The organism is Sphingobacterium sp. ML3W, assembly GCF_000747525.1.
Classification (GTDB): Bacteria; Bacteroidota; Bacteroidia; order Sphingobacteriales; family Sphingobacteriaceae; genus Sphingobacterium.
In genome coordinates this window covers 5,042,186-5,068,902 of sequence record NZ_CP009278.1, presented here as the reverse complement: position 1 = coordinate 5,068,902, position 26,717 = coordinate 5,042,186, and the positions used below count along the sequence as shown (strand labels likewise).

Below are 26,717 nucleotides of genomic sequence, written 5' to 3'. Positions count from 1 at the left end.
GACTCTGTTTCATTCAAAGTAAATTACAGCATTGAAAACCGCCGAAGAGCGTAACACACATCATCTCGCCAATTCCCACAACAGGCAGCACATGTATTTCATTCTGGACAAGCACCTTATAAAGCGTTGGACAAAGCCAAAAATGAAGTGAAATTAAAAAAAGATAAGGTTCAACTATTTTTTTGTTTTTTTTCTCACGAGTAACTTTTCGCAGACCTGATTGCTCAACATTTCGTTTTGCTTACCTGTATAACTGACACGCATACTATTGTCGAAAGTTTCTATTTGCAAAATTTTGATATCGGTTCCTAAAGATAACACACGGCTATTGAGAAATTTCAGTAATTCTTCGGAGGAAGGCTGTACGGCCATAAAAGTAACCACATCTCCCGGTCTGCAATCACTTAATTTCAAATAATGATCAGAGGCAATATGACCATCTGTATCCGGTATCGGAGAACCGTGTGGGTCCACTTTAGGATATCCCAATAGTTCGTCCATCTTCTCAAAAAACTCCGGTGCTTGGATGTGTTCGATTTGCTCGGCTATGTTATGGACATTTTCCCAGCCAAATCCCATTTTCTCTACCAGGTACATTTCTGTCAATCTATGTTTGCGTATGATAAGAGCCGCCTGTTTCTTGCCCGCAGCGGTCATTTTAAGCGGTTTATAGCTTTCGTAAACGACGAGTTTCTTTTCAGCAAGCCGTTTCATCATACTATTTACAGTAGGCATTTTAATATCTAGCTGTTTACTGATGTCATTGACGCTGGCCTCACCTTTCAAACTCGTCAAGTTGTATAAAACCTTCAAATAATTTTCTTCTGTCTGTGATATCATAAGGGCAAATTTATAAAATATTAGCCCTATCTAATAACAAAGTTAGAAATTATTTTGTTAGTGTCATCTAACTTATTACTTTTGCAAGACTAAAAATAAAATAAATGATAGTCAAACAATATGAGTTAGTAAAAATTATATTATCGGTCAGACAGTCTCTAATAAGACCATGCCACCAAGCGTACACAGATTTACATTATTAAATAATCATTCAATAACTAAAATATCAATGAAACATTTACTCAGTATAGTCTTTATACTATTCTCTGTCTGTGCAATAGCACAAACAGGTCAGATATCCGGTAAGATATCGGATACACAAGGTGCAACGCTAAAAGCAGCATCGGTGCATATTCGAAAACTAAAGATAGGCGCATCATCTGATGACAGCGGAAATTATGTATTGGAAAAGGTTCCCTATGGATCGTGGGAAGTAGAAGTTAAGTATATTGGCTTCAATATCTACAAAGAGCTCATCACTATCGACAGCGAATCAGTTTCCAAGGATTTTATTCTTGAAGAAAAATCAGATGAATTAGAAGAGGTGGTGATTTCGGGAACGATGAAAGAGGTTTCTAAATTGGAAAGCCCTGTACCTGTAGAAGCTTACACGTCAAAGTTTTTCAAAGCAAATCCTACACCATCCTTATTTGATGCCCTACAGAACATAAATGGAGTACGTCCGCAATTGAACTGTAACGTATGTAATACAGGTGACATCCATATCAACGGATTGGAAGGTCCATATACGATGATATTAATAGATGGTATGCCTATCGTGAGCGGGCTTTCTACCGTATATGGGTTAAGTGGTATTCCACAGGCACTCATCGACCGTGTAGAAATTGTAAAAGGTCCTGCGTCAACACTCTACGGTAGCGAAGCTGTAGGCGGATTAATCAATGTAATCACAAAACGTCCTGGAAACGCACCTCTTCTTTCTGTAGATGCTTTTGGTACAAGTTGGGGAGAAGTAAACACAGACATTGCGGCAAAATTTAATGCGGGAAAAAAGGCGCAATCGCTGGTAGGCGTAAGCTACTTCAATTATAGTAATCCAATTGATAATAATAATGATAATTTCACAGATGTAACACTTCAAAACCGCATATCAGTTTTCAATAAATGGAATTTTGACAGAAAAGACAATCGTATCTTTACATTAGCAGGACGTTATGTGTATGAAGATCGTTGGGGTGGAGAAATGAATTGGGAAAAAAAGTATAGAGGTGGAGATGAAGTGTATGGTGAGAGTATTTATACGAGTCGTTGGGAGCTTTTTGGAACTTACCAGCTACCTGTGAAAGAAAAAATCCTGTTCCAATTTAGTGCCAATGGACATGACCAGAATTCAGTGTATGGTGATGTGCCCTATATGGCTGATCAAAAAATCGGTTTTGGTCAGTTAACGTGGTTCAAAACTTTAGGTAAACACGATTTTCTAACCGGCTTAACTTACCGCTATACTTATTATGATGACAATACACCCGCTACAGCAGACGTAAATGATTTAGATAAAAATAAACCTACACATACAAAGCTACCTGGATTGTTTGTACAGGATGAAATTACTATTAATGACAATAATAAAGTCTTGCTGGGTATGCGATACGATTATAATTCGCTACACGGAAGCATTCTTACGCCCCGTATCAACTACAAATGGAATTCGTCCGACAGAAATAATGTATTACGCTTGAGCTTTGGTAATGGTTACAGGGTAGCTAACGTATTTACGGAAGACCACGCAGCCTTGACCGGATCAAGAGAGGTAATTTTTAATAATGATTTAAACCCCGAAACTTCTTGGAATGGGAATGTGAATTTTGTGAAGAAAATATATGCAGGAAGCACATTTATAGGTTTGGATGCGACAGCTTTCTATACCTATTTCAACAATAAGATTATTGCTGACTATGACACAGACCCTAACAAAATCATTTATGACAATCTCGACGGTCACGCCATATCACAAGGTATTTCATTGAATGTAGATGTTGTATTCCCTTTTGGTTTGAAAATATTGGCTGGCGCAACCGTAATGGATGTTTATAGCAAGGAAGAGGGTGAAAAAACAAGACAATTATTTACGGAGAAATATACAGGTGTATGGAATATTGGGTATACATTTAAAAGCATCGGAGTTACTGTAGATTACACAGGAAACTTGTACGGTCCAATGCGTTTACCATTATTGAGCGATACCGACCCTCGAAGTGAAAAGTCACCTTTGTGGAGTATCCAGAATATACAGTTAACAAAAAAAATAGCAAATAATATAGAAGTATACGGTGGTGTCAAGAACCTATTGAACTGGACACCTCCTGCTAATAGCATTGCGAGAGCTAATGATCCTTTCGATAAAAATGTACAATTTGACGCTAACGGGCAAGCGATGGTAACCCCAGACAATCCTTATGGTCTGACATTTGACCCTGCTTATGTGTATGGTCCAAATCAAGGGATAAGAGGGTTTTTAGGTTTACGTTACAATTTGTTTTAATTTAAAAGGATTGTGAAGAGATTTGAATTAATTATTTTGATGGTTTTGTTATTGGGCAGTATAGTTACTGCCCAAACAAAATCCTATACTATCGAAGATATAGATAGTGTTATGCTCGTTGAAAAAAAACCAATACTCATATTGCTTTCTACCGATTGGTGTAAATACTGCCAGATGCAGAAAAAGCAATTGGAAAAGAATAAAGTGTTTCTGAAACAAACTGACAACTTCTATTATGTCATATTCAATGCTGAACGCAAAGATTCCATTGTATTTCACAATGAATCGTTTCAATATAAGCCAAAAGGATTGTCTTCCGGTATTCACGAACTTGCCCTAGCATTGAACGGATCAGAGAATATTGCCTTTCCCACTTGGATAATGCTGGATAGCAATTATCAGGTAGTTTTAAGGAACAGCGGTATGCTAAGGTCTGTGCAAATACAAGAATTACTTGAAGCTATTGAAAAATTCTGATCAAGCATCTATAAATCAGGGGGACGAATATCACTCACAAATACAAAGTCACCTGTAAAAATCATGATTGGTTTATCTGATTATCATTATTTAAATTTTTCTTTCGATGGTAATGATGCTATTATGAGCTATTGCTCATAATGGTTTTTAACATATTATGTTAGTTTTCAAAACCCGGAAAATTTCTATATGTTTCATCGTAATATTTGTTTTTCATAGATCGATGAGATATCGTTAAAAATTGTTTAATATTCAATTTTTAACTAAGTTTGAAAGAGAGGTCGAAAACAAATTAGGAAGGAGCAATATCATGGGTACTGTCTAGTCCTAGAATAGTTATACACTAATTATAGTGTATGAACAAAATAAAAGCAAAGAAACCCGAACTCAAATCTACTCCTTATTATGACAAATCAGTCATAAAAAAATCGTTATCATTATTAAAGAAAGGTTATTCCAAACGACAAGTTTGCGAAAAATTAAGCGTTGGTGGCCAAGCATTGAGTAAATGGATGATAAAGTATACTGTTCAGGATGTGTGCACTCCAAAATATACTAAATTATCACCTCTCCAGCGTCGTTCTATCGCTCTTCAGATTATGCAAGGTACGCTAAGCATTTCAGAAGCTAACGAGATTTACAATATCCACGGTCATGATACCATTGCAAAATGGGTTAGATTACTTAAGAAAGAAAATGTCGATATTAGCATTTTAAAAGCTGATGTCGTGGAAGATGAAGATTTGTGTAAGGTAAATGATAGTGAACTAGAAGCATTAAAAGCTGCTTTATCTGCCGCTCAATTAAAAATTACTGCCTTAAACACTTTGATCGATGTTGCCGAAGAACAGTTAAATATTAATATCCGAAAAAAGTCTGGTGCCAAGCAGTCTTAGTCCTGCAGAACTTATTTCCAAAAATAGGGATAGGTAATTTATGCAAACTGTTTGGCAAGAGTCGTCATGCTTATTATGATCACCTTTGGCGCTCACGTGCGTCTAATTTTGTAGATGATATTATTTTACAGGAGGTTTTGAAGATACGTGAATATTTACCACGAGTAGGTGTACGCAAGCTTCATTTCATGTTGTCACCTATTTTAGCTTCTCATAATATAGAAGTTGGCCGAGATTATTTATTCGATTTGATCGGTTCGCATGGTCTCTTAGTTCGCACGCGACGGCGTAACGTGAAGACAACGAACTCTCGTCATCATCTACGCAAATATCCCAATATCATAAAAGAGTTAGTAATTAGTCGGCCAGAAGAGTTGTGGGTTAGTGATATTACCTATATTAGGCTTATAGATAAATGGGGATACCTTAGTCTTGTTACTGATGCTTATTCTCGAAAAATCATGGGCTATTGCTTTCGTGAGGATATGACTACGATAGGTTGTGTGAGAGCCCTTGAAATGGCAGTGAACAATAGAGAATGGATAGATTTACCTCTTATCCATCATTCTGACCGAGGAACTCAGTATTGTAGTACATTATATGTAGAACAGTTAAGATCCAATAAAATAGCTGTTAGTATGACTGAAAATGGAAGTCCTTACGAAAATGCATTGGCAGAACGTGTTAATGGGATACTAAAAAATGAATTTGAATTTTATACCAAAAAACTATCATTTCCCGAGATGTGCTTATATATTGATAAGAGCATTGATTCATATAATAATATTAGACCTCATAGCAGCTGTGATTATCTCACACCATCTGAAGCTCATCGCCAGAATGTGGCATTGAGGAAAAGATGGAAAGCATATTCTAAAAATTACGACGTTACCGAAAAAGAACTTATGGAATTGACAAATGAAGAAGATTTACATTCTTCGAGTGAAATTATTACATTTGACGAATATGCTGTATAGCTTATTTCGGATTAATGTCGAAAGTTGTATAGTTAAAACCAGGATTTATTAAATAAACTGTATAGCTATTTTAGGACGGGTCATACTCAAGAATATTTATTGGATAAGGCAAAAAAAGAAGGCATTGCAAAGGGACGTTTAGAAGAACGAGCTAAGCTTAAGGTAGAAAAACAGAAAGCTGAGCATGAAAAAGCGATTGCCGTTGCATTAGAGTTTAAGAGAATGGGTCTACCATTAGCCGATATTGCTAAGGGAACAGGTCTTTCAATCGAAGAGATTGAAAAATTATAAATGATTTATTAGCATAAAATATACAGAGCCGAATGGGATGACCATTCGGATTTGTCTGTTATAGGTCAATCTGCTTTACCTTCATAAGTAATCACCTTATCCCTCACTTGCATATCCATCAGCAGGTTTAGGTAATAAACCTATCATTGGACGCTCGCCTTTTTTTAATGTTATCAGGTTATGAGGTGAGTAAGTTAGACTGATCATTACTGCGTTACTCGTCACTGTGTTACTTGGTTAAAGTTAGAACTAAAGTCTGCGAAAAATCTATGATGCCGATAAAAATCAAATCTTAATCATCTTGCACTATTTGAAAAGTTGACTGGTTTTCTTTTACAGTATCATCTTCTATTTTTATAACGCATCCTGTAGGCTTTAAATCGAAAATTTATATTTTTAACCAGGTTGATCAGGTATTTAATAGCGCGGTAACAACCATACCCTATCAAGGCCAGTATTAAAAGCGTTATAGTATAATCCATCCATTTAGGTAAGGAGTTTCTTAACACAAAATAGCCCATTAACATTAGATATCCAGCGATGTAGCATAATATTTGAAAACCTTTTTTCCAACCGAGCCAAACGGATAGGTATAGGTAGCTGCTTATTATCCCTACACATGGTAGTATATATACAAGGTTGGTGCCCTGTAGCTTCGGTTCGTATAGTGCATAAAATAACCTGCCGATAATAATGATGATTGCTAAGTTTAAAAGTATTTTAAAGATCCAACGGATATCAATGATAAACATAACTCCTTATTTTAAATGTTGTGTATTTGATTTGTCTTATTATTAATGTTATCAATTGCTGTAAAAAATGGCACTAATTCAGGATCTATCCATTCGATTAAGTGATAAAGAATTTGTTTGATATCTGTAGCCTCTGTGCAGTCGATATGTTGTCCATTGAAACAAATGGGTTCACAGTGATTGACTCTATTTCTGAAATCTTTGATTTTTTCTAATTTAGCATGTATACTAGCTCGGTTTTCATATGTCGGTTTATAAGGGAAGATTTGTATTGGTTTTCCGTTCAACAAAGAATAATGATGTGGTAGAAATAAGGCTATCCAGAAACCAAATGTTTGATCTGCTAATAGCTTACCATTAGTAATGGTTATATTTCTTCTGTTGAACTTACGTTCAGATTTTATAATACATTCTTTTAGATAATAACGTGATTGCCCAAGAGAGGGATTGCTCATGAACGCATTTTTCTGATTAATAATCCAATCTGGATCAATGAAATGTGCCGCTAGGATGTTACTTAAGGAATTACGAAGGATTTCTTCAAATTGGGTCAATAATGGATGAAATGCTTGTGCCAATCTAATATTTGCATTATAAAGTCTCTTTGCTTTTTCTGCTTGATTATGGGTAGCATGCAAATACCTATTGTATCTTGATCGGGAAAGATATTTATGCCTAAGATTTATTTTCATTTTGGTAATTGGTTTAAGAATTACTATATTTGCATTGTAAGACTTGGTCAAGCCTCTTTCATTTCTGAAATGTAACCAAGTATAAGATATAAAGGGATTCTGTAAGGGTCCCTTTTTTTATTGTCTTATTAATTCGACAATCATTGCTCTTTATGTTGTGAGTTTTTTTCTAACACAAGTTTTATGCTCACCTTTAATTTGTACTTTCATCTCTATCACCTGGCTTAGGTTGTAGTCCAATTATAGTACGCTTACCGTTTTTATTGTTATCAGGTTATGAGGTGAGTAAATTAGACTGATCGTTACTGCGTTACTCGTCACTGTATTACTTGGTCAAAGTTAGGTTGATCGTTTCTACGTTACTCGTCACTGTGTTACTTGTTTAAAGTTAGACTGATTGTTACTGCGTTACTCGTCACTGTGTTAGTTCCTTAGTCTGCTCTTCATCTCCATCAGCTGGCTTAGCTAATAACCCTATCATTGGACGCTCATCGTTTTTTAATGTTATCAGGTTATGGGGTGAGTATGTTAGACTGGTTAGTTACTCATTTACTTGTCACTGTGTTACTTGGTTAAAGTTAGAACCTAAAGTCTGCGGATAATCCATGATGCCAATAAAGAACAAGACTTATCCATCGTGAGTTATTCGAAGTAGTGAATCTGTTTTGATATAAAACTTAGTGTTTTTGCTAATTTTTATAGCGATATATGGATTTTATTTTTTACTTTTATGCTGATAACCAATTATATACCGTTATGAGTCATTCATCCAGTCGTGTCGATGATCTGCTGTGGAAATCTATTTTAGAGCAGACCTTTGCACATTTTTTACGATTTTTCTTTTCAGATGCTGATGATGTTTTTGATCTGAGCAAACCCTTTGATTATTTGGATAAGGAGTTTGAGACCTTGTTTCCACCCGAGCCCAATGGTAAGGGCGTTCGTTTTGTAGATAAATTGGTCAAGGTGTATCTTAAAGACGGAGGCGAACAATTTATATTGTGCCATATTGAGATACAGTCCAGTAAAGGTAAGGGAGATTTAGCGAATCGTATGTTCCAATATTTTTATAAAGTATCGGATAAGTATCAAGTTCCTGTCACCGCTATCGCTATTTTGGCAGATGGCAACAGTAATTATCGACCGTCATTTTATATGTACAAATTTATGGGTACCAGTTTGCGCTATGATTTTAATAGTTATAAGATTCTGGATCAAGATGAATCCTTATTACGTGCCAATGGCAATCCATTTTCTGTTGTGGTATTGACGACATTATTGGCTATCGTTAATAAGAATATCAGTGATGAAGCCTTGAAAGACATCAAACATGATCTTTATGAGGAGATGATGAAACGTAAAATGGATAAGAAAACACGTCAAGGTCTCTATGATTTTTTAGCATATTATGTTAGTTTTCAAAATCCAGAAAATTTCTATACGTTTCATCGTAATATTTGTTTTTCATAGGTCGATGAGATATCGTTAAAAATTGTTTAATATTCAATTTTTAACTAAGTTTGAAAGAGAGGTCGAAAACAAATTAGGAAGGAGCAATATTATGGGCACTCAAGAATATTTATTGGATAAGGCGGAAAAGAAAGGCATTGCTGCGGGTCTAGAAGAACGCGCTAAGATTATTGCTGAAAAGAAAAGGATTGCAGAGGAAAAGCATACATTAGAATTGAAACTTCAAACGATATTGGATGAAGCTCATGAACAAGCATGCGAGTCTGCTCGTAAAATGCTTGCTAGAGGTATCGGAAAAGAAGAGGTTAGTGATATTTTAGGTCTTTCTATCGAAGAAATTGAAAAACTATAAATAATTTATTACCATAAAATATACAGAGCCGATTGGATGACCATTCGGCTCTGTATGTTATTGGTCAATATGCTTTACTATCATCAGTAATCAGCAATCATCTTATCCCTCACTTTCACCTCCATCAGCAGGCTTAGGTAATCCTATTATAGGACGCTCGCCATTTTTTAATGTTATTAGGTTATTAGGTGAGTAAGTTAAACTGATCGTTACTGCGTTACTTGTCACTGTGTTACTTGTTTAAACCTAAAGTCTGCGGATAATCCATGATGCCGATAAATAACAAAGCTTATGTATCATGATTAATCGAAAACTTGGCTTGGTATTATTGATGATTATTTAATTTCTATTACCTTCTTTTCTGTAAATTTAGTCCTTAGTCCTTCACAATTTTCATTTTATTATCTTTAAAATATCCTTGAAGTACTAGTTCAGCAAAAATTTTAGCATCCTCTTTACGTGAAAATCTTGCGATGAATTTCTGTTCATTTAAGCTCGTGTTGACAACGAGATATTCAAAATTCAGTAATTCATTCGAGGATGGTTCTTTACAAATAAATACTGTGATTTCATTTAGTTCGTCCTGCGTTAATTCAGTATAAGGTTTATTAAATTCTTTTATTGACTCTTCTTCCTTGTGTCGATTTATTGTTCGATAATTTTCAATAAAATCCCAAATTGATTTTTGTAGGATAGGATTATATATTTTTTTTGTTTTACCATCTTTTTCTTCTTCTATATATAAGGGTAAATTTAAATCCTTAGTTAAGCGTCTGTATTCAATATTAATAGCATCTATTAGACCAGTGGTTTTTCGTTTTGAATTTTTTATCAGGTCAAAATTATCGATTTCGATTATTGAGGCTATTTTATCTATATCTTCTAAATTAGGTTGTGTAAGGTTACTGTTCCAATTTGATAAGGTACCTTTATGTATATTAAGACAAAGTCCTAATAGTCTTGATGACAAACCAGAGTTTGTTAGAACTTCTTTTAAGTAATTAAAAATATTCCCTTTATTTTCTTCTGGCATAATTTACATTTGTTTTAAAAAATAGTTCACATTTAATTGTGAACTTTGATATTATATTATTATATTTGTCTAACAATCAGTTATTCTGATTGGAGTCTCGTAAATAGAAACGACCAAAATTTACGAACACGGGACGGTAGGGTTTGCTAACCCCCATACTTTTTGTACTTTTACAATTAGAAGGGGAAGCCTCCCTGCTTGAAACTGTGTTCAAAGCGCTTGGTCGTGCTATATTTACAGTAGATAGTGGTGAGGCTTCCTTTTTATATAGAACCTTCACTACCTTCCGCACGAGACTTATTTTCATTAACCAAATTGTGTAACCAAATAAATGATGAAAAGAAAAAAGTCCAAAAATCCACCCATGTTTCAGCTGATCCAGGATCGTGCTGTGCATAGCGCTATTAATGCGTTGAATAAAAACAAGATCCGACAACCGGAATAACTTGTATACATTAAAAAACCAAAAGGGCCCATCTACCGATGTAGGACGATGAAAGAAGGCAATAAATTTATAGCCATTTTGATAGTCTTACCCTTGCAGGTTTTACCGATTCGTGTTAGCATTATCTTGTCATAAGCATTTGATTTTTTGTTTCTTTTACTTTCGCACTTTAAAAGTAATGAATAATTTTTGCAAAACAATGATTTCGCTTTATCTATGTATAGTTTATCTATATATAATCGAATCGGTTTTTTTCGAATATCATAAAATGCAATCGCGAAGACCAATTATTAATACGTGATGAAGACATAAAATTGCATTTTTCCCATCTTATTTTATAACTGTTAGGCCGTGAAAACGGGTTGTGGATTTCTAGAGTCCGGATACCTTTTCTTTGCCTAATGTAAACGAATTAAAATAATGCAAAATTCTTGTAATAGGGAGAGCTATGCGCTATCCCCAGGGGAAGAAGTGTCTTCGTTATTGAGTGAAAATTGTGTTTCAATTATCAAAAAACCAATTATGATAACAGATTTACCAATGCGGAATTTTAAGCTGCCAACCCTAGATCCGCTCAAAAGGTTGTATTCGGGTGATGCTACTTGTATCGTAAATACACGGCCTAAGGAGCGCTACTATTCGTATCTGACTCCATCGAAGGCAGGGGACAGTTCTTATACGGCAGTGGTGCGTGATGATGGCCAAGATGTACTCCGGATATCGTTGGCTCACATGGCTATTTACGAATGTTACCTGTTTGCGTTAGGCTTGCCGTTAAGCTTTCCTGCCGAGCAGATCATCGTACATGGTGATGATAAGGCTGTGTTTATACCAGCAAGGGCTAACGGTGTTCGTACGAAGCCGTCTGAAATACAGCGGTATGATTATGAGCTTACCGTACCGGCCGATACCGAAAGGGAGGAATACCGTCAGCGGATATTGAACGACCTGAACGAGCACTTTCAGTTGGAAGTGCGGGTCGAGAAGCTTTCCATCGTAAAAGACAGCAGGCAGATATTGACCAAAGACGGAACATCCGTCGAACTCATCTGGCAAGAACAGCCGATGATGATCATGAAAAGTAAACTAAATGTAACCACAGACTCGGTCAAGAACAGACTAGCTGTAGAAGTTTAAAAAAAGATAAAGTTTTACTGTTTATAAATCCCCCTTCAGCCGAGGGTAAAATGACTTTTGTGAAGGAGTCACCCTCGGACTGAATTAAGGGTAGGGGAGCTTTATGCCTAAAAATTAGAAATTATGAAATATCCATGTAGCACAGACTTCACAAATGCGAATGAATGTCATTTGGATATTCCATATGACAGATGAAAAATAAAATTATATCACATATGAATAAATATAAAATATATATAAGTAGCGTCTGGAAACAGATTCAGAAGCTATTTAAGCCCAGCGGAGAAGGGTTTCTGTTGGTCAGTAAAGTGTTAGTGGTGGTTTTGATGGTAATCTGTTATGGCGAGAGTAGGGGGCAGGAGTTAAAAGAAGAAAGGGAAATAAGGGACAAAGAAAAGGATCACGAAAGTCAAGTTATGTTGGGCTTTAGAGTTCCGGATGATTTCTGGACACATGAGTTTACTATTCTTGAAAATGGAGCTTATAAGAAAGAAACTCTAATGAAATACAGGGGGAAACCTTTGATATTGGATTTTTGGGCGACCTGGTGCACATCGTGTATGGCTAACTTTCCAAAATTGGATCATTTTAGAGAAGTTTATGGCGACAACATGAGTTTTCTACTCGTAAATAGTTATGATACTGACACGTCAAAAGTCGCTGGAGTATTTGAGGAAGGTAACGTAAAAATACCCTCGATTGTCCTTGATGGATTTCTAAAGCAATTATTTCCTCATCAAGCTGTGCCAATTTATGTTTGGATAGATGATTTTGGTAGACTAGGTGCTATTTCTACTTCTGATTTTGTCAATGATAATCAAATCAGGGTTTTGCTCGATAGAATGAAAGGAGAGAGACGATGAGATTTTTATTTGTTTTTTTATTCTTGATGATTAATTATGTTGTCCAAGCACAGCAGTTCTTGAAAGGAAAAGTGCAAGATGAAGTTGGCAAACCAGTAGCTGAGGTGATGATTAAGGGAAGTAAAGGTGTGGTGCTAGGTAAAACAGATATTGCGGGTCATTTTAACATCCAAGTTCCTCTGTTACCAATTGAGATCAAAAGTAGTAAAATAGGGTATTTTACATACTCAGCAGAAATCATAGATACAGCTTTCATAACGATTATACTCAAGATAGAAACTATCCAACTGGAAGAGGCTATTGTCTATAACGATGGTTTTCAAAAGTTACCGAGAGAAAGAGCTACGGGTTCTTTTGAACAATTGGGAGGAAATCTACTGAAAAGAAGAGTATCATCTACGATATTGGGACAACTGGAGGGCTTGGCTACGGGATTGCAGTTTGATAATAGGACGAAAAGTGCGCAATTAAACATTCGTGGCCTAAACTCTTTTTCTGCAGGGAATGTTCAACCATTAATTGTTGTAGATAATTTTCCTTTTGAGGGTTCGATAGATCAGATTAATCCTAACGATGTAGCATCTGTTACCCTATTGAAGGATGCTGCGGCAACTTCGATATGGGGGGCTCGTGCTGGTAATGGGGTTATTGTAATTACAATGAAAAAAGCTAACGATAAATCCAAGATCAACTTTTCTTCCAATTGGACTTTGCAAGCTCCGGAAGATCTGTATTATGATCCTATAATAAGCTCGAATGATTTCATAGACCTTGAACTTTTCCTTTTTGAAAAAGGACATTTTGATAATTTTTTCACCAATCCATTGACCTTGCGAAAAAGAGTATTGTCTCCCGTAGTGGATCTTCTGCAAAAGGTTAAGTTGGATGAAATGAAGGAAGATGAAGCAAATAGAAAAATAGACCTTTGGAGAAGTCTTGACTTCCGAAAGGATAGGGAGAAATTTTATCAACAGGCAACTCTTCAGCAATATTATGTAAGGATTAATGGTGGAAATGCTCGCTCTGATCATAGTTTGTCTATAGGATGGGATAGAAAAATCGGTAATGAATTAAAAAGGAATTCAGATAGAATTTCATTAAGACAGAACAATCTTTTCAAAATAACTGATAGATTTCAAGTAAATGCAGATTTATCCTATACTTTGAGCATGGATAACGCATCAGCAGGGATAAGTAATTATTTCTATTATCCTTATACGCAGCTTTTCGATAATAACGGGGACTCTAATATAGTTCCCTATATGCTGAATCAAAATTATGTAAATGAAATAAAGAGCAAAGGAATAATGGATTGGACGTTTGACCCATACGCTGATTTGAATAGGAGCCAGACAAAAAATAACTTAGACCATTTCGGAGCTAATTTTACAGCACGGTACAGCCTGCTAGATGGCCTAAATGTACAACTTGTGTATGGAGTTGAAGGGCAGAGCGGTCGAAACACTTCTTTTTATGAAGAGTCTAGTTTTTTTGCTAAGAATTTGATCAATCAGTTTTTAGAGGTAGCTGATGACGGTCAGGTTAAATACATATTACCCAAAGGGTCTATACAAGATCGGTCTTTTAGTTCATTGATAAGCCACAGAGTTCGTAGTCAGTTAGATTATACCACCACTTGGTATAAAGATCACCAGTTTAATATAATCCTAGGTACTGAGCTGAGCCATCGGAAAAACGTGGGTAACTCATACCGTAATTATGGCGTAGATAAAGATGTCTTGACAATGCAGAAAGTAGATTACGTTAATGCTTATGCTACTTACGATAATCTTTATGGCAATAACTATATACCGTTTTATGGAAATAATTCACAGAATGTGCAGCGGTTTCTGTCTGTATTTGCTAACGCAGCTTATACTTATAGGGAAAGGTATACTTTAACTGGATCTATGCGCAAAGATGGAAGCAATATGTTTGGAGCCGTAACAAATGAAAAATGGAATCCCTTGTGGTCCGTTGGATTGGCTTGGAACCTATCTAAGGAAGACTTTATGAAAGACTTTTTATGGTTAAACAATCTTAGGATTCGAAGTACATATGGCACGAGTGGAAACATTGGCGGTGGTGCCAATCGGGATCCGATTATGACTTATTCGGGAACGGCACAATATACGAATTACCAATATGGTTTAATTAATGTTCCGCCGAACCCATACTTGAAATGGGAGGAAGTAAGGACATTTAATAACGGGATTGATTTTTCTATCCTTCAGAAACGTATATCAGGATCTTTTGAATGGTATAATAAGAAATCAATTGACTTGATCGCACCGGATCAGATTGATCCGACTACAGGGTTTGGAAATGCTTATCGTAATATTGGTAAGATCAGTGGAAAAGGGATAGATACTAAATTGGATATCTCCGCTCCGCGACAAAGTCCATTTCAATGGAATGCAACACTCGGTTTTTCCTATACAAAAAGTGTAGTGACGTATTATAAAGGAACTATCAATTCAACGATGAATTATGCAGAAAGTGGACCACAAATTTTAAATCCAATTTTGCAAAAAGAATTGTATCCATTATTTGCTTATCGTTTTGCAGGTCTTGATCCTGAAAATGGAGATCCGCGAGGTTATTACAAGGGAGAAGTATCTAAAGATTATCAAAAAATACTGAATGACTCATTGAAAAATCTGCATTACTATGGATCGGCCTTACCAAGTCATTATGGTTTCTTTAGGGGAATGGTAGGCTGGAAACGTTTCCAGTTTACTTTTTCCATTAATTATAAATTTGGGCATTATTTTAGAAAATCAACAATTGGATATGCAGGTTTGTTTAATGGATCGGCAGGGCATGGAGATTATTATGATAGGTGGCAAAACCCTGGTGATGAGCTATGGACCGAGGTACCTTCAATGCTTTATCCAGCAAATGGTAATCGAGATAATTTCTATAAGTATTCTGAAGCAAATGTGCTGAAAGGAGATATAATTAGATTACAGGATATTCGGTTAACGTATATATTTCCAAAATTCCCTTTACAATTCCATGCTGGGATTAATAACGTCGGAATCTTATGGCGCGCAAATAGAAAGGGTTTGGATCCAGACTATTTTAGTACACCTCCAAGTAGAATTTATTCTTTTGGTATCAATGTAAATCTTTAAACTAAGAATTATGTATCTTTTTAAAAATATTAAAGTAATAGGGTTTCTGTGTTTTATATATATGTTGACCTTGACATCTTGTAATAAATTTTTGGATGAAAAAAGTGAAAGTTCTTTCGTCATACCCAATTATTTGAAAGATTTACAAGCATTGTTAGACAATAATTATACAATAAATACTAATCTTGGTCCGGGCTTACTTGAAATGAACACGGATGATTTTTATGTGACTTCTACGGTGTTTAACGGTCTTACTGAATTTGAAAAAGGATTGTATAGATGGGACAAGGATGTACAATTCCTGCCTAGAAATACCAATTTTTTTTGGAAAAATCCTTTTTTAGCAATCTTCTACTCAAACACAGTTTTGGATAGGTTAGAAAAAATAGAAAGAAAAGATGATATTAATTACGATTATATCAAAGGTTCGGCATTGTTTTATCGTGCATATGCCTACTATCAAATGGCTCAGGTTTATTGTACAGATTACAGAAAACATGATCCAGTGCACAATAATAGTAATCTTGGAATGCCATTGAGGTTAACATCCAATTTTGAAGAAAAATCGGTGCGTTCTACTTTATCCGATACTTATTCGCAGATATTGACGGATCTTGAGCAAGCTTTACTTCTACTTCCTAAGCAGGTTGAATTTGTAACTAGACCTTCTAAAACAGCTGCACTTGCTATGTTAGCACGAGTTAACCTTTCGATGGAAAATTATGATAAAGCATTAACATACGCAGATGAGACCCTTTTAATTAAAAAAGATTTGATGGATTATAAGCAGGTAGATTCGAAAAGCACTACGCCATTTGAGATAATGAATAGTGAAACTATATTTTTAGCCTATAATACTGACCTATGGATTTTGGATCCTGAAAGTGCCAATGTTGACTCGATGCTGTATATGATGTATGATGATTTAGACTTAAGAAAATCTGTTTTTTATTATAAGAAAACCGATGGATCTATAGGGTTTAAAGGGAATTATGCAGGATTTTATAATTCGAGTTTTTTTTGTGGTTTAGCAGTGGACGAAATATATTTAATAAAAGCGGAATGCTTAGCGCGTTCGAATCAGTTGGGTCAAGCAAAGTTAGTCTTAAAAGATTTATTGGATAAGCGATTTTCTGTGGAATTTTTGTTGCCTAAAGCTGTTGAGAATCAGGATGATTTATTGACGTATATTCTGCAAGAAAGACGAAAGGAATTAGTTTTTAGAGGACTTAGGCATACAGATCTCAAGAGATTAAATAAAGATGAAAGATTTAAAAAATTATTGGTACGTAAATTAATAGTAGAAGGGGAAGAAAAAACTTACATGCTTTCTCCAAATGATTTAAGATATGAAGTTATGATCCCGCAGGATGTAATTCAAATAACGGGAATGGTACAAAATCCTTGATAATGTAAATATGAACTCAAGGAAAAGCTCCAAATTGGTTATTTTTGGAGCTTTTCTTATTAAGGATGTTTATTCTTACTCTGAACGGAATGATTTGACCGTTTCATTTGGATTTCCCGTGGTCAAGGCATCATTAATTCGTTGTGATATAGTTTGGCTTGGTGCACCAGGTAACGTAACCATAGCTGTGAGATCTGGTTGACCCGAGCTACCATTTTCAGGAGCCTCAAGATTACATATGGTCGCTTTTTTACCATCACATGAGGAGCTACTTCCTAGAGAATATTGAGTCGGATCTGCTAGATCGTTGTTTGCGGGATTGGTTGCCCCATTAAAATGCCACTGTGGAGTGGCTAGAGTTTTTTCTACAACTTTCACTTCCCCTTTTTTCGCTAGGGCATTTGCACCTAATACCATTCCTAATACCAAGGCGCACACACTAGTTGCGCCTATGATTTTTTTTACTAATTTGTTCATTTTTTTAGTTTTATTGTAATTGATTTTTATCCGTTTATTTATCCTCCTGGATCAGTATCGGAGTTTTCTATGTAGAGACCAATCCGCTTCCTAGAAGCAAATTGATCGTATCGATCGTGAAGCATGCATATCTTTTGTTTTTATCTATATCAAAGTTAATGCAGCCTCGGCCCCGTGGAAAGGGTTATAGTTGGGATAATGCAGGTTTTAATTGGGATAATTCAGGTTTTAGTTGGACTAAAAGTTTTTCCTCAGGTATTCTTCGCTGATGCACAGGTAGCTCGCGATATCTTTTCGGGCCATATAGGGCAATACATCGCGGTGGTTTGCCTTGAAAATCGTTATACGCGATTTTTTGTCCCGTTTGAGGAGATGAAGGCGGTCTGCGTCCTCTTCGCTGGATTTTTGTAATAATTGGTCATAAAGGACCAAGGTATGAGGGTATCGGGCCAGGATATGATAAAGATCTTTGCGGTCTAAAAGTAACAACTGGCAAAAGGTGAGGGTGTATAATTGCGCATAATTACGTGTAATCGGTATGAATATAAGCTGATTGGACTTAACGATACGATTGGTCTCCTGCTCTTCTTGCTCCATGATGATACCGGAGTGAACAAAATAGATGTCGCCTTGCGATTTTACGATACGCTCGTTTTTATGGTATATAACCTTTTGTAAGCGATTGGTCAAATAAGCCCACTCTTCTGTAGTAAGCCCTCCAAAAGGCATCAATAGCTGATGTAGATGTAATAGAGACTCTTTCATAATAGGGTGGCTTTTTACAAGAAAAATTCACCTATAATAATAAATAAGATTTTGGTTCTGCAAAATATTTCTGAATAGGCTTTTTTACATGCTGAACCTATGCTTTTGGATAGGTCAACTGTTTTATGCTGTGTTTATTTGGCAGAGGCCCCCATGCTGAATCTATTGGGAAATAATTTCTCGAAATGTGGATAGGAAAGCGATTTTAGATGCATGATCAATGTAGGGGCCCAGAATAAACAGTTATCGGCGCCAGATAACTGATGGTATTATTCATTAAATAAAATATTATGAAAAGAGACAAATCATTAATCGTTGAGATTAAACAATTGCCTGAAGAAGTTGGCCAATCTTTTGCCGATCTGAAATGCGAATTTGAACTATTGATAGGGGAAAAGAAAAGTGATATTATTTGGTTGTAAGGTATGTATAGGCTGTCTTTGGTAAAGACAGCCTTTACTTGCTTATCTCAATTTCTCGCTATGAATATAATAAACAATCGTTTTGACAACGGTGATCTTTCTTTTAAAATCCGAGATTTTTCGCATTATGTGACCAATGTTTATGGGGCTCTGCCCGAATTGGACGTTATGCATTGCTACTTGATGATGAAGGCTAATGAACTGCTCCATAGAAGTACATTAGCAGATAATGAGGTCTATGGGCTGCTGGGTGCGATTCAGGAGTTATCTGCCTGGCCTGAAATGCAGCGGAAGGGATGTGTTTGGTTTTCGTTCCATATCGGGCCTTACCACCTATTGGCGCAGCTACTGGCCAAATTAAATCTGCCTTTATATGTTCTCGTGAGTAAACAGGTATATGAAGATTACCACCATCAAATGCTTACTACCAAAGTAACTGAACACATTTGTTTGATCAATGTAGAGGACAATCGGTCGATATGGCGTATTCAATATGCAATGAAAAAGGGTATACAGATATTGGTCTATCTGGATGGTAATATGGGTGCTGGGCCCAAGTTGAAGCATGGTATTTATATGCCTTTGGGCGATAGATGGTGGTACCTGAGTACGGTGCTGGCAAAATTGGCGCAAAAACATGATGTTCTGGTGGTGTCGATCTGGCTGATGGTTGATGATGAGCGGAAGATACAGCTGAAGCTGGGAGTGCCACAGACCGTGTTGGATGAAAGGGTATTTATTAAAAATTGTTTTTTACAATTCTATCGGGATTTGCTCCGATACCCCGAGCAATGGAAAGGTTGGCTGTTTGCACATCATGATTTCATGTGTCCTAAATCAATATCGGCAGGTTCAGGAAAATCTTGGTGCTTTCCACGTTTTTTACCTTACCCTGTAAATGATAAATACTTTTTATTGGAACGGTCTACGGGTCTTTTTTATGAGACGAATGCCGAGCGCTATCGACATGTATGTAAAGGAATGGAAATGGAGTTAAGTGCTTCAATTTTGGATTAAAAATAAAAAGAAGTATATTAACGATTCGTTAAGTAATTTGCTTACAATCATACTGACCAGCATGATCCCTTTTAATATGACTGAAAAACAGCTTGTTTATCGTTTGCCCTGGTACTATATCATCTGCATCATCCTTTTATATGGTTTTATGTTATATCAGGTGAACCGGTCCAGCTTTGTTCATTTGTCATTTACGCAATTGTTCTGCATCATGATCGCTTATAGTACGGTTTTTTTAGCGGTACGTTGGTTTATGGTCGACCGTCATGGATACTTCAGTCCCACCTTGCGGGTATTGCGCTACATCTTTTATCTGTATCTCCTGTATTATTTAGTTGTTGTCCTATTGCTGTTTTTATTGCCTAGGCATTGGACACATGTGATTTATAAAGCACATTTGGACATCTCCTTATGGCAGGTGGCTCTAGGCTTAGGTGTCTTCTTTTTTCGTTACAGTGTTTATGCTTGTCTACTCGTCTTGTTTGAATCGCGTATGAGTGCCTGTGTATGGTTGGGCAAACGGTTGCTGCTTCTTAAAAAACTGCAGATCCGAAATAAACGGTATCGAAGCGATGCCTCAGATGTGCAGGTGCGCGCATTGATCCGAGAGGAGGTGGGTCATCTGTTGCGCAATTTGCTGCAGCAGGTATACGCTTGGAACAGTTTTGTTTCTCATAGTGCTAGACAGCATGTGGATCATCTGCTCCATTATATATTACATGGCCTGTCGGAAGAGCAGACGCAGTTTGTGGCGCTACGGATAGAAGTCGAAGCAGTAAAGCGGCTCAATCTCATCTATCCTGATAAGCGGGTCGATATCCGCTTGCCTGATAATCTTGAAGGCCATCTGGTGCCGCGTTTTATGCTGGTGTCGCTTATCCAGAACTGTCAAAAGCATGCGTTCCATGACGGATCGGCTGCCATGGAGGTGCAATTGCAACGATATGGGATGTATATACAGGTGACGAATAGCGTGGCGGAGTGCGGAAATTGGGACATAGGTCCTGCGGGTACAGGAATGCAACGGCTGTGTAAAATAGTCCATCATTATTATGCTGAAGCAGCAGAGATTGTTGCTCATGCTGTTGAAGATAGATATTTGCTATCTATCAGGATTGACTATAGAAAACAAATCCAAATAATATGACGAAAAAAATTAGAGTTGCAATAATCGATGATGATCAAACGGCAATCGATTTTTTGACTGAATATGTTTCCAAGACGGCTGGTTTGGTCAAAGCTTTTGATGAACTCGATCCTAATAAAGGATTGGCCAAATTGATGAATGGATCTGTAGATCTGCTGATCGTGGATATGGAAATGAATGCTTTAAGCGGTATGGAACTGATTGCGCAGATCAAAGAACTACAGCGACCAAGCCGCAAATCGCGTTTTGGTATGCAGGTTATCATCTGCTCGGGGCACGATCAATATGCTGCTTCTAGTTATCAATACGATGTAACCGATTATTTGCCCAAACCATTGGCATACGGACGGTTTGTTGAGGCGATAGATTGTATTTTGTGGTTTGCCAATGATGTTCAGGTGGTGGTGGGAAAACCAATGTCCTATGTGCTGGAATGGCTACCTCGGGAGCATTTCATGCAATGCCACCGATCGTATGTAATCAATACCAATTATGTGATGGATATCTTTGAAAAGGAAATAACTATGCGGTACTTGTCTCAAAAAGTAGCGGTCGGTGATCGAAGAAATTACCATGAATTTAATCTGTGGGAAATGTCGAACCAATTCTACTAAAAACTTTAAGCTTATTTTATGAAAAAATGTATACAAAATCTTTGCCTTTTGATCAATACGATCGTAAAGCCGATGAAACAACTGGTTCCAGTTTCTCTCCAAAAAGATAAACCATCTTTTTAAATATGGAAATTATATCATTGTGATGCTCTTCTAAGACCTATCTTCGTATTTCTAAATAATCGCCTCATGGTTTGTGGTCAATTTTTATGACGTAGGGTTTGCCTTATATTTTATATGAATGCCGACCTCTGTAAAATGGGTAAGGCGGTATTAGCTATTGAGCCATCTGAATGAGCAACATGCTATTTTGATCAGCAAGTCGTCAGGTGCAACCTTTTGGAGGTGGCCTCATGTTTTTGGTGTCTTGCTTAATGCTTACTACACATGTCAAAAATCAAACTTATTGAGCAGATGCAAGATATCTTGTCTCAATTGATCCAACATGAGGTGCAGCCTTTGCTGTCCGAGATCCCTTGCGAAAATCTGCTCCAGACGATGATCGATCGTTTTTCGTCGGATACATACTCACCTAGTCTACTGCCGCTGATGGAAGAGTTTGCAGAATTGCTAAGCCCGCATTTAAATGTGAAGAAATTGCTGCGTGATCAAGTACCTGAGCATGTAACGATTAGCTGGATCATCGATAAACTGGAGATCCAGCGTTCTACTTTCTATAAATCGGTCAATAATATATTGCTTTTTCCTGTATTGAAAGCGGGTAGACGTCCTTATTATCTCAAGTCTGATGTGATCGATCTATTTGATAAAACCCGAGGGATGGGGCCACATATCTTTGGCAAGTTGGCTAGTAAAACACGCAAAGAATAAGTTGTTTTTTTTGGCGAGGCTGTGGTTATTGTGCTTGTTTTAAGGTCAATTATGGAGTTGGCCTTAAAAAGAGGTGTATTTTAAGGTGAGTATGTTTACTAGTTATTGATGGATGATCCTTGGTAGTGCCTATTACTTAAATCTAAAGCTGTATCGGATATTATCCGAATAAAGTAAAGAGTTACCATTGAACAGTAAGTGTGTTATTTTCCGGTACACCATTGAATGTGAAAATAGGATGCAATTAGCTAAAGCAATCTGAAAGAACTCGGGAAATGGACCCGCATATCCGAGGACTGTTGCTGTATAAAATAGAAAAACAGGAGCTGATATGCCGAAATAAGGCGCTTACCGGTAACACTTTTAGCCTTTCGCTATCCACAGTTTGTGGATAAGTATCCTGATTTTGTGAATTGGGCAGACTTGTCCACATCCTAGTGGATTGTTGTGTGTAAAATGCAATACTACCTTTCTAGTAGGCACTATGTTTTTGTGATTTTGGTCGTGTATGCCCATGCGTGATTATGTTTCGCCCAAAATTTAAACACTTTTCTATATCCTCGCCTTCTTATTGTCCGTGAGTTATTCACTTATTGTGGACAGCGTGATACTTTTTGTGAATGGGTTTCCCCTTGCTTGTTGAATTGCTGATATTATATTGATAAGATGTTAGTTTGTGTGGAAAACTATTCTTTTTCGGCATACAGCGCTGCTCTGTTTTCTTTTCCTGTTTCAGTTTATACACTGGTTATCCATATTTTGTCTATTGCTATAGACTTTTGTGGATAAAGTGATATCCTTTTCTTCTGTGTGGAATACTTTTTCCACATTTCTGTTCGCACCTTGTTGATATAGTCCTAACGAAACCGAAAAAGTGTTATCGGTCAAGGACCTATTTTACCATTTTATCTACTTTTCATTGTCCGAAATTGTACGCGTTTGTCTCTTAGTGTCCGTTGGTGTCCGGAAGTTCGGGTTTCGTTGCCTTCCTCATTTATGTTTGCTTCATGATGTTCGTCCGGAAGCGCATCTGTAAACAATTTTTTATCGGAGCGTAGGCTCTATTATAATTCAAAACATGAGAAAGAAAAAAGTAATCTCGGACTACACGATTGTCAGTGATCATGAGTTCAACACGATGGTGGGTAAAGTATTGGATTGCCTAGATGGGCATATCATTTTGGTCGATCTCCCGATTACGTTGGTGGAACTGAAAGCACAGGCAGATGATTTTAAGGCGAAATGGCAAAGAGCGAGCCGGGGCGGGAGTGTGTTGGAAATAGCCGAAAAGAATGATAGTAAGAAGAAATTGGCGGCCAGCTTGAAAAGTATTGCTTTTTATGTCAACACCGTAGCGGATGGTTCGCGGTCCATTTTGTTGAGCTCGGGTCTTATGTTGGAAAATGACCATAAACCATCAGAAATACCAGGTCTGGTACAGGAAGTCGCATTGATGGATGGGAAGCAGCGAAATCAGATGGGGATTAAGTTTAAACCCTTGAAGGAAGCGATTGTATATGAATATCAGATCGCGAGTACATTGGATGCCTTCGATCAACCGGTATGGGGTGAGAATTTCCAGACCAGTACGAGTTATTCCAACATATTCTCGCCGGTGCAGCCCGGTTTTACGTATTACCTGCGCGTACGTGCCCGTAATAGAAGGGGTATTGGCGATTGGTGCGATGCAGTAAGCCTAACAGCGCGATGAGTACCGTAGTTGTCAAAAGAATCAGGCAGGGGAACAACAGTACCCTGTCTGAAATCTATATCGACGATGTTTTGATCTGCTATGGCCTGGAAGATCTGGTGCGCGATGTCAAGATCAAAAGTAAAACAGCGATTCCGACGGGTGTCTACCCATTGGCCTTCAATACCTATGGTGCTATGCATGCGCGCTATAAACGTAAATTTCCTGCTTTGCACCAGGGGATGGTCGAAATCCGTGATATTCCGAACTATAGCTATGTATACATCCACATCGGTAATAATTTTGGGGATACCGCAGGTTGTCTTTTGGTGGGTAGTGGTTGGGAATTGGTGGAAGGGGACTATGAACTGCGACAATCGAAGAAAGCCTACCTGTCTTTATACAAGCGACTGGTAGCTATAATGGCTAGCGAAATGGTTTTTTTGGAAATTAGTGACGAAGTAAAGTAGTAACGGAGTGACATAGTAATGAGTAACGGAGTGACATAGTAATGAGTGACGGAGTGACATCGTGATTAGTAACGGAGTGACATCGTGATTAGTAACGGAGTGACATCGTGATTAGTAACGGAGTGACATAGTAATGAGTGACGAAGTGACATAGTAATGAGTGACGAAGTGATTAGTAAAGCTGTAAGGTGTGATAGAGTGGTAAGTACTTGTTACTTCTTACTGGTCACTTTTGTTACTTTCTTAACTTTTATACAAATGAAAAAATGGATCAATAAAATAAGCAATATAGTACAGGTTGTCTTAATGGCTCCTGTGAAATTACCGAGTAAGGTGATGCATATTCTGAAATATATCGGACTGGGGCTAGGCGTGATCGAGATGGTGCTGGAGCAACCCGGTGATAAAGCTGAGCAACGTGGAGATGCTGCTGAAAATCAATCGAAAACCGCTAATGGATCACCGTTGACTACGCGCAAGATAAATGACAAGGAGGTGCAGGATGAAACTTAACGATCTGCGGATAGGTACGCTGGGTGGTAGTCTCTGTTCGATATGGGCCTCGATTTCATTGGGGGATGTCTTGCAGACAGTATTGACAGCTATAGTGGGGACCTGTGTCAGTGTTGTGGTGAGTAGGGTACTGGGCAGATGGAGGAGGAGGCGCTAGCAGGAGTGTGTGGAAAAGGCCTTCTCAATTTGCTGAGAGGGCCTTTTTTTTATGTACTATTTTTTATATTAGTTCGCAGTTAGTGCTATTGAAAATCCCATTTGTAGCGAAATATCCTGATGAAGCTTTAGCTAACTCAAAACAGCATGTAGTTTTATTGCTTAAACTGATATTCTGTTAATCTTAATTCTCCAAATTTAGTCAATAGGTCTAGTTCAATAGCCCATTTTAAATCTCGACTTGCGGTCGGTGCAGAAATGTTTTTAAAATTTTGCAAATAGTCTTTTCTACTGAATTTGTTTTTGCCTATTTTTTCTTTAAATAAGCGTATCCTGTCTTCTGTATAAAGTTTTACGGATTGAGATTGTAAAAGTCCGTTTAAAGACTCTAAAATGATGGCAAGCATAAATTCGATAAAAGGTGTAGAATTTCCCTTTTTGTCGGACTCACTTAATTTGTTATAATATTCAGTTTGTTTTTGTTTTACAAGGGATTCGACAGGTAAATATTCAAAAACTGGATATTGTTGTATGAGAATCAAAGTTTGCCACAATCTGCCCATTCTTCCGTTTCCGTCTAAAAATGGATGGATAAACTCAAATTCGTAATGAAATACACAACTTTTGATTAGGATTAAATCCTTGTCTTTTTTAAGATAATGGAATAGATCTTTCATCAAAGCTTTGACCATGGTCCCACTTGGTGCGATATGTTCTACTTTGGAACCTTTTACGATTCCGACAGTCGTTGTCCTTAATTTACCCGCATTATCAATCAATCCATTCATTAAAACCGAGTGAGCTTTTTCTAGATCTTTTAATTTGTATGGATTGAATTGATTGAGTTGTTCATACACTTTTATAGCATTCTGAACTTCTAAAATATCTTTTTGAGGAGCAATAACTCTTTTATTGTCCAGAAGAGCCGTAATTTGCTCCTCTGTCAATGTATTACCCTCAATTTCCAAAGAAGATTGAATTGTTTTAATTCTATTTTTCTTTCTTAATTCTGCTGCGGGTTTATATAATTGAAAAGCGTTAATTTCTCCTATTTTTTCGGAAATAGAAGCAACTAATGCTAAAATATTGTCCGTTAACGTATATGGTGGCTTCATGCTTGATAGTATCATATGATATTATCAAAGATATAAGTTATTTGATAATATCAGTTCTTAAGATTCCTTTTTAATGGAATAAATGATAGCACTTTAGCATAAATTCGATACAGCGTTTATCGATGTGCCAAATTAATTTAATGCGTGAAAACGTATATTTAAATATACGTGTAGTAAAGTAATAAAGGGTGTAACTGTTTTACCTGCAAATAAAGGATTATCATCGC

25 protein-coding genes are annotated in these 26,717 nt (G+C 36.9%); 19 read left to right on the top strand and 6 right to left on the bottom strand.

Annotation, left to right across the window (positions count from 1 at the left end):
- Window positions 1-174 precede the first annotated feature (174 nt).
- Window positions 175-840, bottom strand: a complete 666-nt coding sequence (locus KO02_RS21495) for a metal-dependent transcriptional regulator (RefSeq protein WP_038701603.1) — start codon at window positions 838-840, stop codon at window positions 175-177.
- 229 nt (window positions 841-1,069) lie between these two features.
- On the opposite strand from KO02_RS21495, the gene KO02_RS21490 reads away from it, so the two are divergent.
- From KO02_RS21490 to KO02_RS21470, 5 genes are all read left to right on the top strand, one after another.
- Window positions 1,070-3,343 carry a TonB-dependent receptor gene (locus KO02_RS21490; protein ID WP_038701601.1) on the top strand — a complete coding sequence of 758 codons (2,274 nt, stop codon included), beginning with the start codon at window positions 1,070-1,072 and terminating at the stop codon, window positions 3,341-3,343.
- Window positions 3,344-3,355: 12 nt separating this feature from the next.
- Window positions 3,356-3,820 carry a thioredoxin family protein gene (locus KO02_RS21485; protein WP_144243383.1) on the top strand — a complete coding sequence of 155 codons (465 nt, stop codon included), beginning with the start codon at window positions 3,356-3,358 and terminating at the stop codon, window positions 3,818-3,820.
- 356 nt (window positions 3,821-4,176) lie between these two features.
- Window positions 4,177-4,716, top strand: a complete 540-nt coding sequence (locus KO02_RS23070; protein ID WP_051959720.1) for a hypothetical protein — start codon at window positions 4,177-4,179, stop codon at window positions 4,714-4,716.
- Window positions 4,717-4,718: 2 nt separating this feature from the next.
- Window positions 4,719-5,693, top strand: a complete 975-nt coding sequence (locus KO02_RS21475; RefSeq protein WP_144243239.1) for an IS3 family transposase — start codon at window positions 4,719-4,721, stop codon at window positions 5,691-5,693.
- A 99-nt stretch (window positions 5,694-5,792) separates the two neighbouring features.
- Entirely contained in the window at window positions 5,793-5,984 is a 192-nt protein-coding gene (locus tag KO02_RS21470; protein WP_038701599.1) for a hypothetical protein, read from the top strand.
- A gap of 763 nt (window positions 5,985-6,747) precedes the next feature.
- Here the strand turns inward: KO02_RS21470 and KO02_RS21460 are convergent.
- Complete coding sequence (locus KO02_RS21460; RefSeq protein WP_051960194.1) at window positions 6,748-7,428, bottom strand: hypothetical protein; 681 nt, start codon at window positions 7,426-7,428, stop codon at window positions 6,748-6,750.
- A gap of 708 nt (window positions 7,429-8,136) precedes the next feature.
- Here KO02_RS21460 and KO02_RS21455 point away from each other — a divergent pair.
- Together KO02_RS21455 and KO02_RS21450 are read left to right on the top strand one after the other, a co-directional pair.
- Complete coding sequence (locus KO02_RS21455; protein WP_051960193.1) at window positions 8,137-8,898, top strand: hypothetical protein; 762 nt, start codon at window positions 8,137-8,139, stop codon at window positions 8,896-8,898.
- A gap of 22 nt (window positions 8,899-8,920) precedes the next feature.
- Window positions 8,921-9,250 carry a hypothetical protein gene (locus KO02_RS21450; protein WP_038701595.1) on the top strand — a complete coding sequence of 110 codons (330 nt, stop codon included), beginning with the start codon at window positions 8,921-8,923 and terminating at the stop codon, window positions 9,248-9,250.
- Between the two features lie 376 nt (window positions 9,251-9,626).
- Here KO02_RS21450 and KO02_RS21445 read toward each other — a convergent pair whose 3' ends face one another.
- Window positions 9,627-10,283 carry a helix-turn-helix domain-containing protein gene (locus tag KO02_RS21445; protein ID WP_038701593.1) on the bottom strand — a complete coding sequence of 219 codons (657 nt, stop codon included), beginning with the start codon at window positions 10,281-10,283 and terminating at the stop codon, window positions 9,627-9,629.
- Between the two features lie 865 nt (window positions 10,284-11,148).
- Here KO02_RS21445 and KO02_RS21440 point away from each other — a divergent pair.
- The 4 genes from KO02_RS21440 (at window position 11,149) to KO02_RS21425 (ending at window position 17,273) form a co-directional block, all read left to right on the top strand.
- Window positions 11,149-11,865, top strand: a complete 717-nt coding sequence (locus KO02_RS21440; protein ID WP_038701591.1) for a hypothetical protein — start codon at window positions 11,149-11,151, stop codon at window positions 11,863-11,865.
- 215 nt (window positions 11,866-12,080) lie between these two features.
- Window positions 12,081-12,728 carry a TlpA family protein disulfide reductase gene (locus tag KO02_RS21435; RefSeq protein ID WP_158500333.1) on the top strand — a complete coding sequence of 216 codons (648 nt, stop codon included), beginning with the start codon at window positions 12,081-12,083 and terminating at the stop codon, window positions 12,726-12,728.
- On the top strand, window positions 12,725-15,865 hold the full coding sequence (locus KO02_RS21430) for a SusC/RagA family TonB-linked outer membrane protein (protein ID WP_038701586.1): 3,141 nt from the start codon (window positions 12,725-12,727) through the stop codon (window positions 15,863-15,865). Before KO02_RS21435 ends, KO02_RS21430 begins: the two co-directional genes overlap by 4 nt.
- A gap of 133 nt (window positions 15,866-15,998) precedes the next feature.
- Window positions 15,999-17,273, top strand: coding sequence for a RagB/SusD family nutrient uptake outer membrane protein (locus KO02_RS21425; RefSeq protein ID WP_235212303.1), 1,275 nt, complete (start codon window positions 15,999-16,001; stop codon window positions 17,271-17,273).
- A gap of 75 nt (window positions 17,274-17,348) precedes the next feature.
- On the opposite strand, the gene KO02_RS21420 is transcribed toward KO02_RS21425, so the two are convergent.
- Together KO02_RS21420 and KO02_RS21415 are read right to left on the bottom strand one after the other, a co-directional pair.
- Window positions 17,349-17,750, bottom strand: a complete 402-nt coding sequence (locus KO02_RS21420) for a hypothetical protein (protein WP_038701582.1) — start codon at window positions 17,748-17,750, stop codon at window positions 17,349-17,351.
- A 237-nt stretch (window positions 17,751-17,987) separates the two neighbouring features.
- Entirely contained in the window at window positions 17,988-18,515 is a 528-nt protein-coding gene (locus tag KO02_RS21415; RefSeq protein WP_038701580.1) for a Crp/Fnr family transcriptional regulator, read from the bottom strand.
- 290 nt (window positions 18,516-18,805) lie between these two features.
- Between KO02_RS21415 and KO02_RS24280 the strand changes: the two genes are divergently transcribed.
- From KO02_RS24280 to KO02_RS21380, 8 genes are all read left to right on the top strand, one after another.
- Window positions 18,806-18,937 (top strand): hypothetical protein, encoded by a 132-nt coding sequence (locus KO02_RS24280; RefSeq protein WP_262506677.1) that lies wholly within the window; start codon window positions 18,806-18,808, stop codon window positions 18,935-18,937.
- Window positions 18,938-18,997: 60 nt separating this feature from the next.
- Window positions 18,998-19,954, top strand: coding sequence for a hypothetical protein (locus tag KO02_RS21410; RefSeq protein WP_038701578.1), 957 nt, complete (start codon window positions 18,998-19,000; stop codon window positions 19,952-19,954).
- Window positions 19,955-20,030: 76 nt separating this feature from the next.
- Window positions 20,031-21,101: a hypothetical protein gene (locus KO02_RS21405; protein ID WP_144243382.1), complete on the top strand. Its 1,071-nt coding sequence runs from the start codon at window positions 20,031-20,033 to the stop codon at window positions 21,099-21,101.
- On the top strand, window positions 21,098-21,715 hold the full coding sequence (locus tag KO02_RS21400) for a LytR/AlgR family response regulator transcription factor (protein WP_038701574.1): 618 nt from the start codon (window positions 21,098-21,100) through the stop codon (window positions 21,713-21,715). Before KO02_RS21405 ends, KO02_RS21400 begins: the two co-directional genes overlap by 4 nt.
- A gap of 387 nt (window positions 21,716-22,102) precedes the next feature.
- A complete protein-coding gene (locus tag KO02_RS21395) occupies window positions 22,103-22,546 on the top strand; it encodes a hypothetical protein (RefSeq protein WP_038701572.1) in 444 nt (147 codons plus the stop codon).
- A 1,138-nt stretch (window positions 22,547-23,684) separates the two neighbouring features.
- Window positions 23,685-24,257: a fibronectin type III domain-containing protein gene (locus KO02_RS21390; RefSeq protein WP_144243381.1), complete on the top strand. Its 573-nt coding sequence runs from the start codon at window positions 23,685-23,687 to the stop codon at window positions 24,255-24,257.
- Entirely contained in the window at window positions 24,254-24,706 is a 453-nt protein-coding gene (locus KO02_RS21385; protein WP_051960191.1) for a DUF5675 family protein, read from the top strand. Before KO02_RS21390 ends, KO02_RS21385 begins: the two co-directional genes overlap by 4 nt.
- 258 nt (window positions 24,707-24,964) lie before the next feature.
- Window positions 24,965-25,219: a hypothetical protein gene (locus tag KO02_RS21380; RefSeq protein WP_038701568.1), complete on the top strand. Its 255-nt coding sequence runs from the start codon at window positions 24,965-24,967 to the stop codon at window positions 25,217-25,219.
- A 311-nt stretch (window positions 25,220-25,530) separates the two neighbouring features.
- Here KO02_RS21380 and KO02_RS21375 read toward each other — a convergent pair whose 3' ends face one another.
- A complete protein-coding gene (locus KO02_RS21375; RefSeq protein ID WP_038701566.1) occupies window positions 25,531-26,505 on the bottom strand; it encodes a Fic family protein in 975 nt (324 codons plus the stop codon).
- Window positions 26,506-26,717 lie beyond the last annotated feature (212 nt).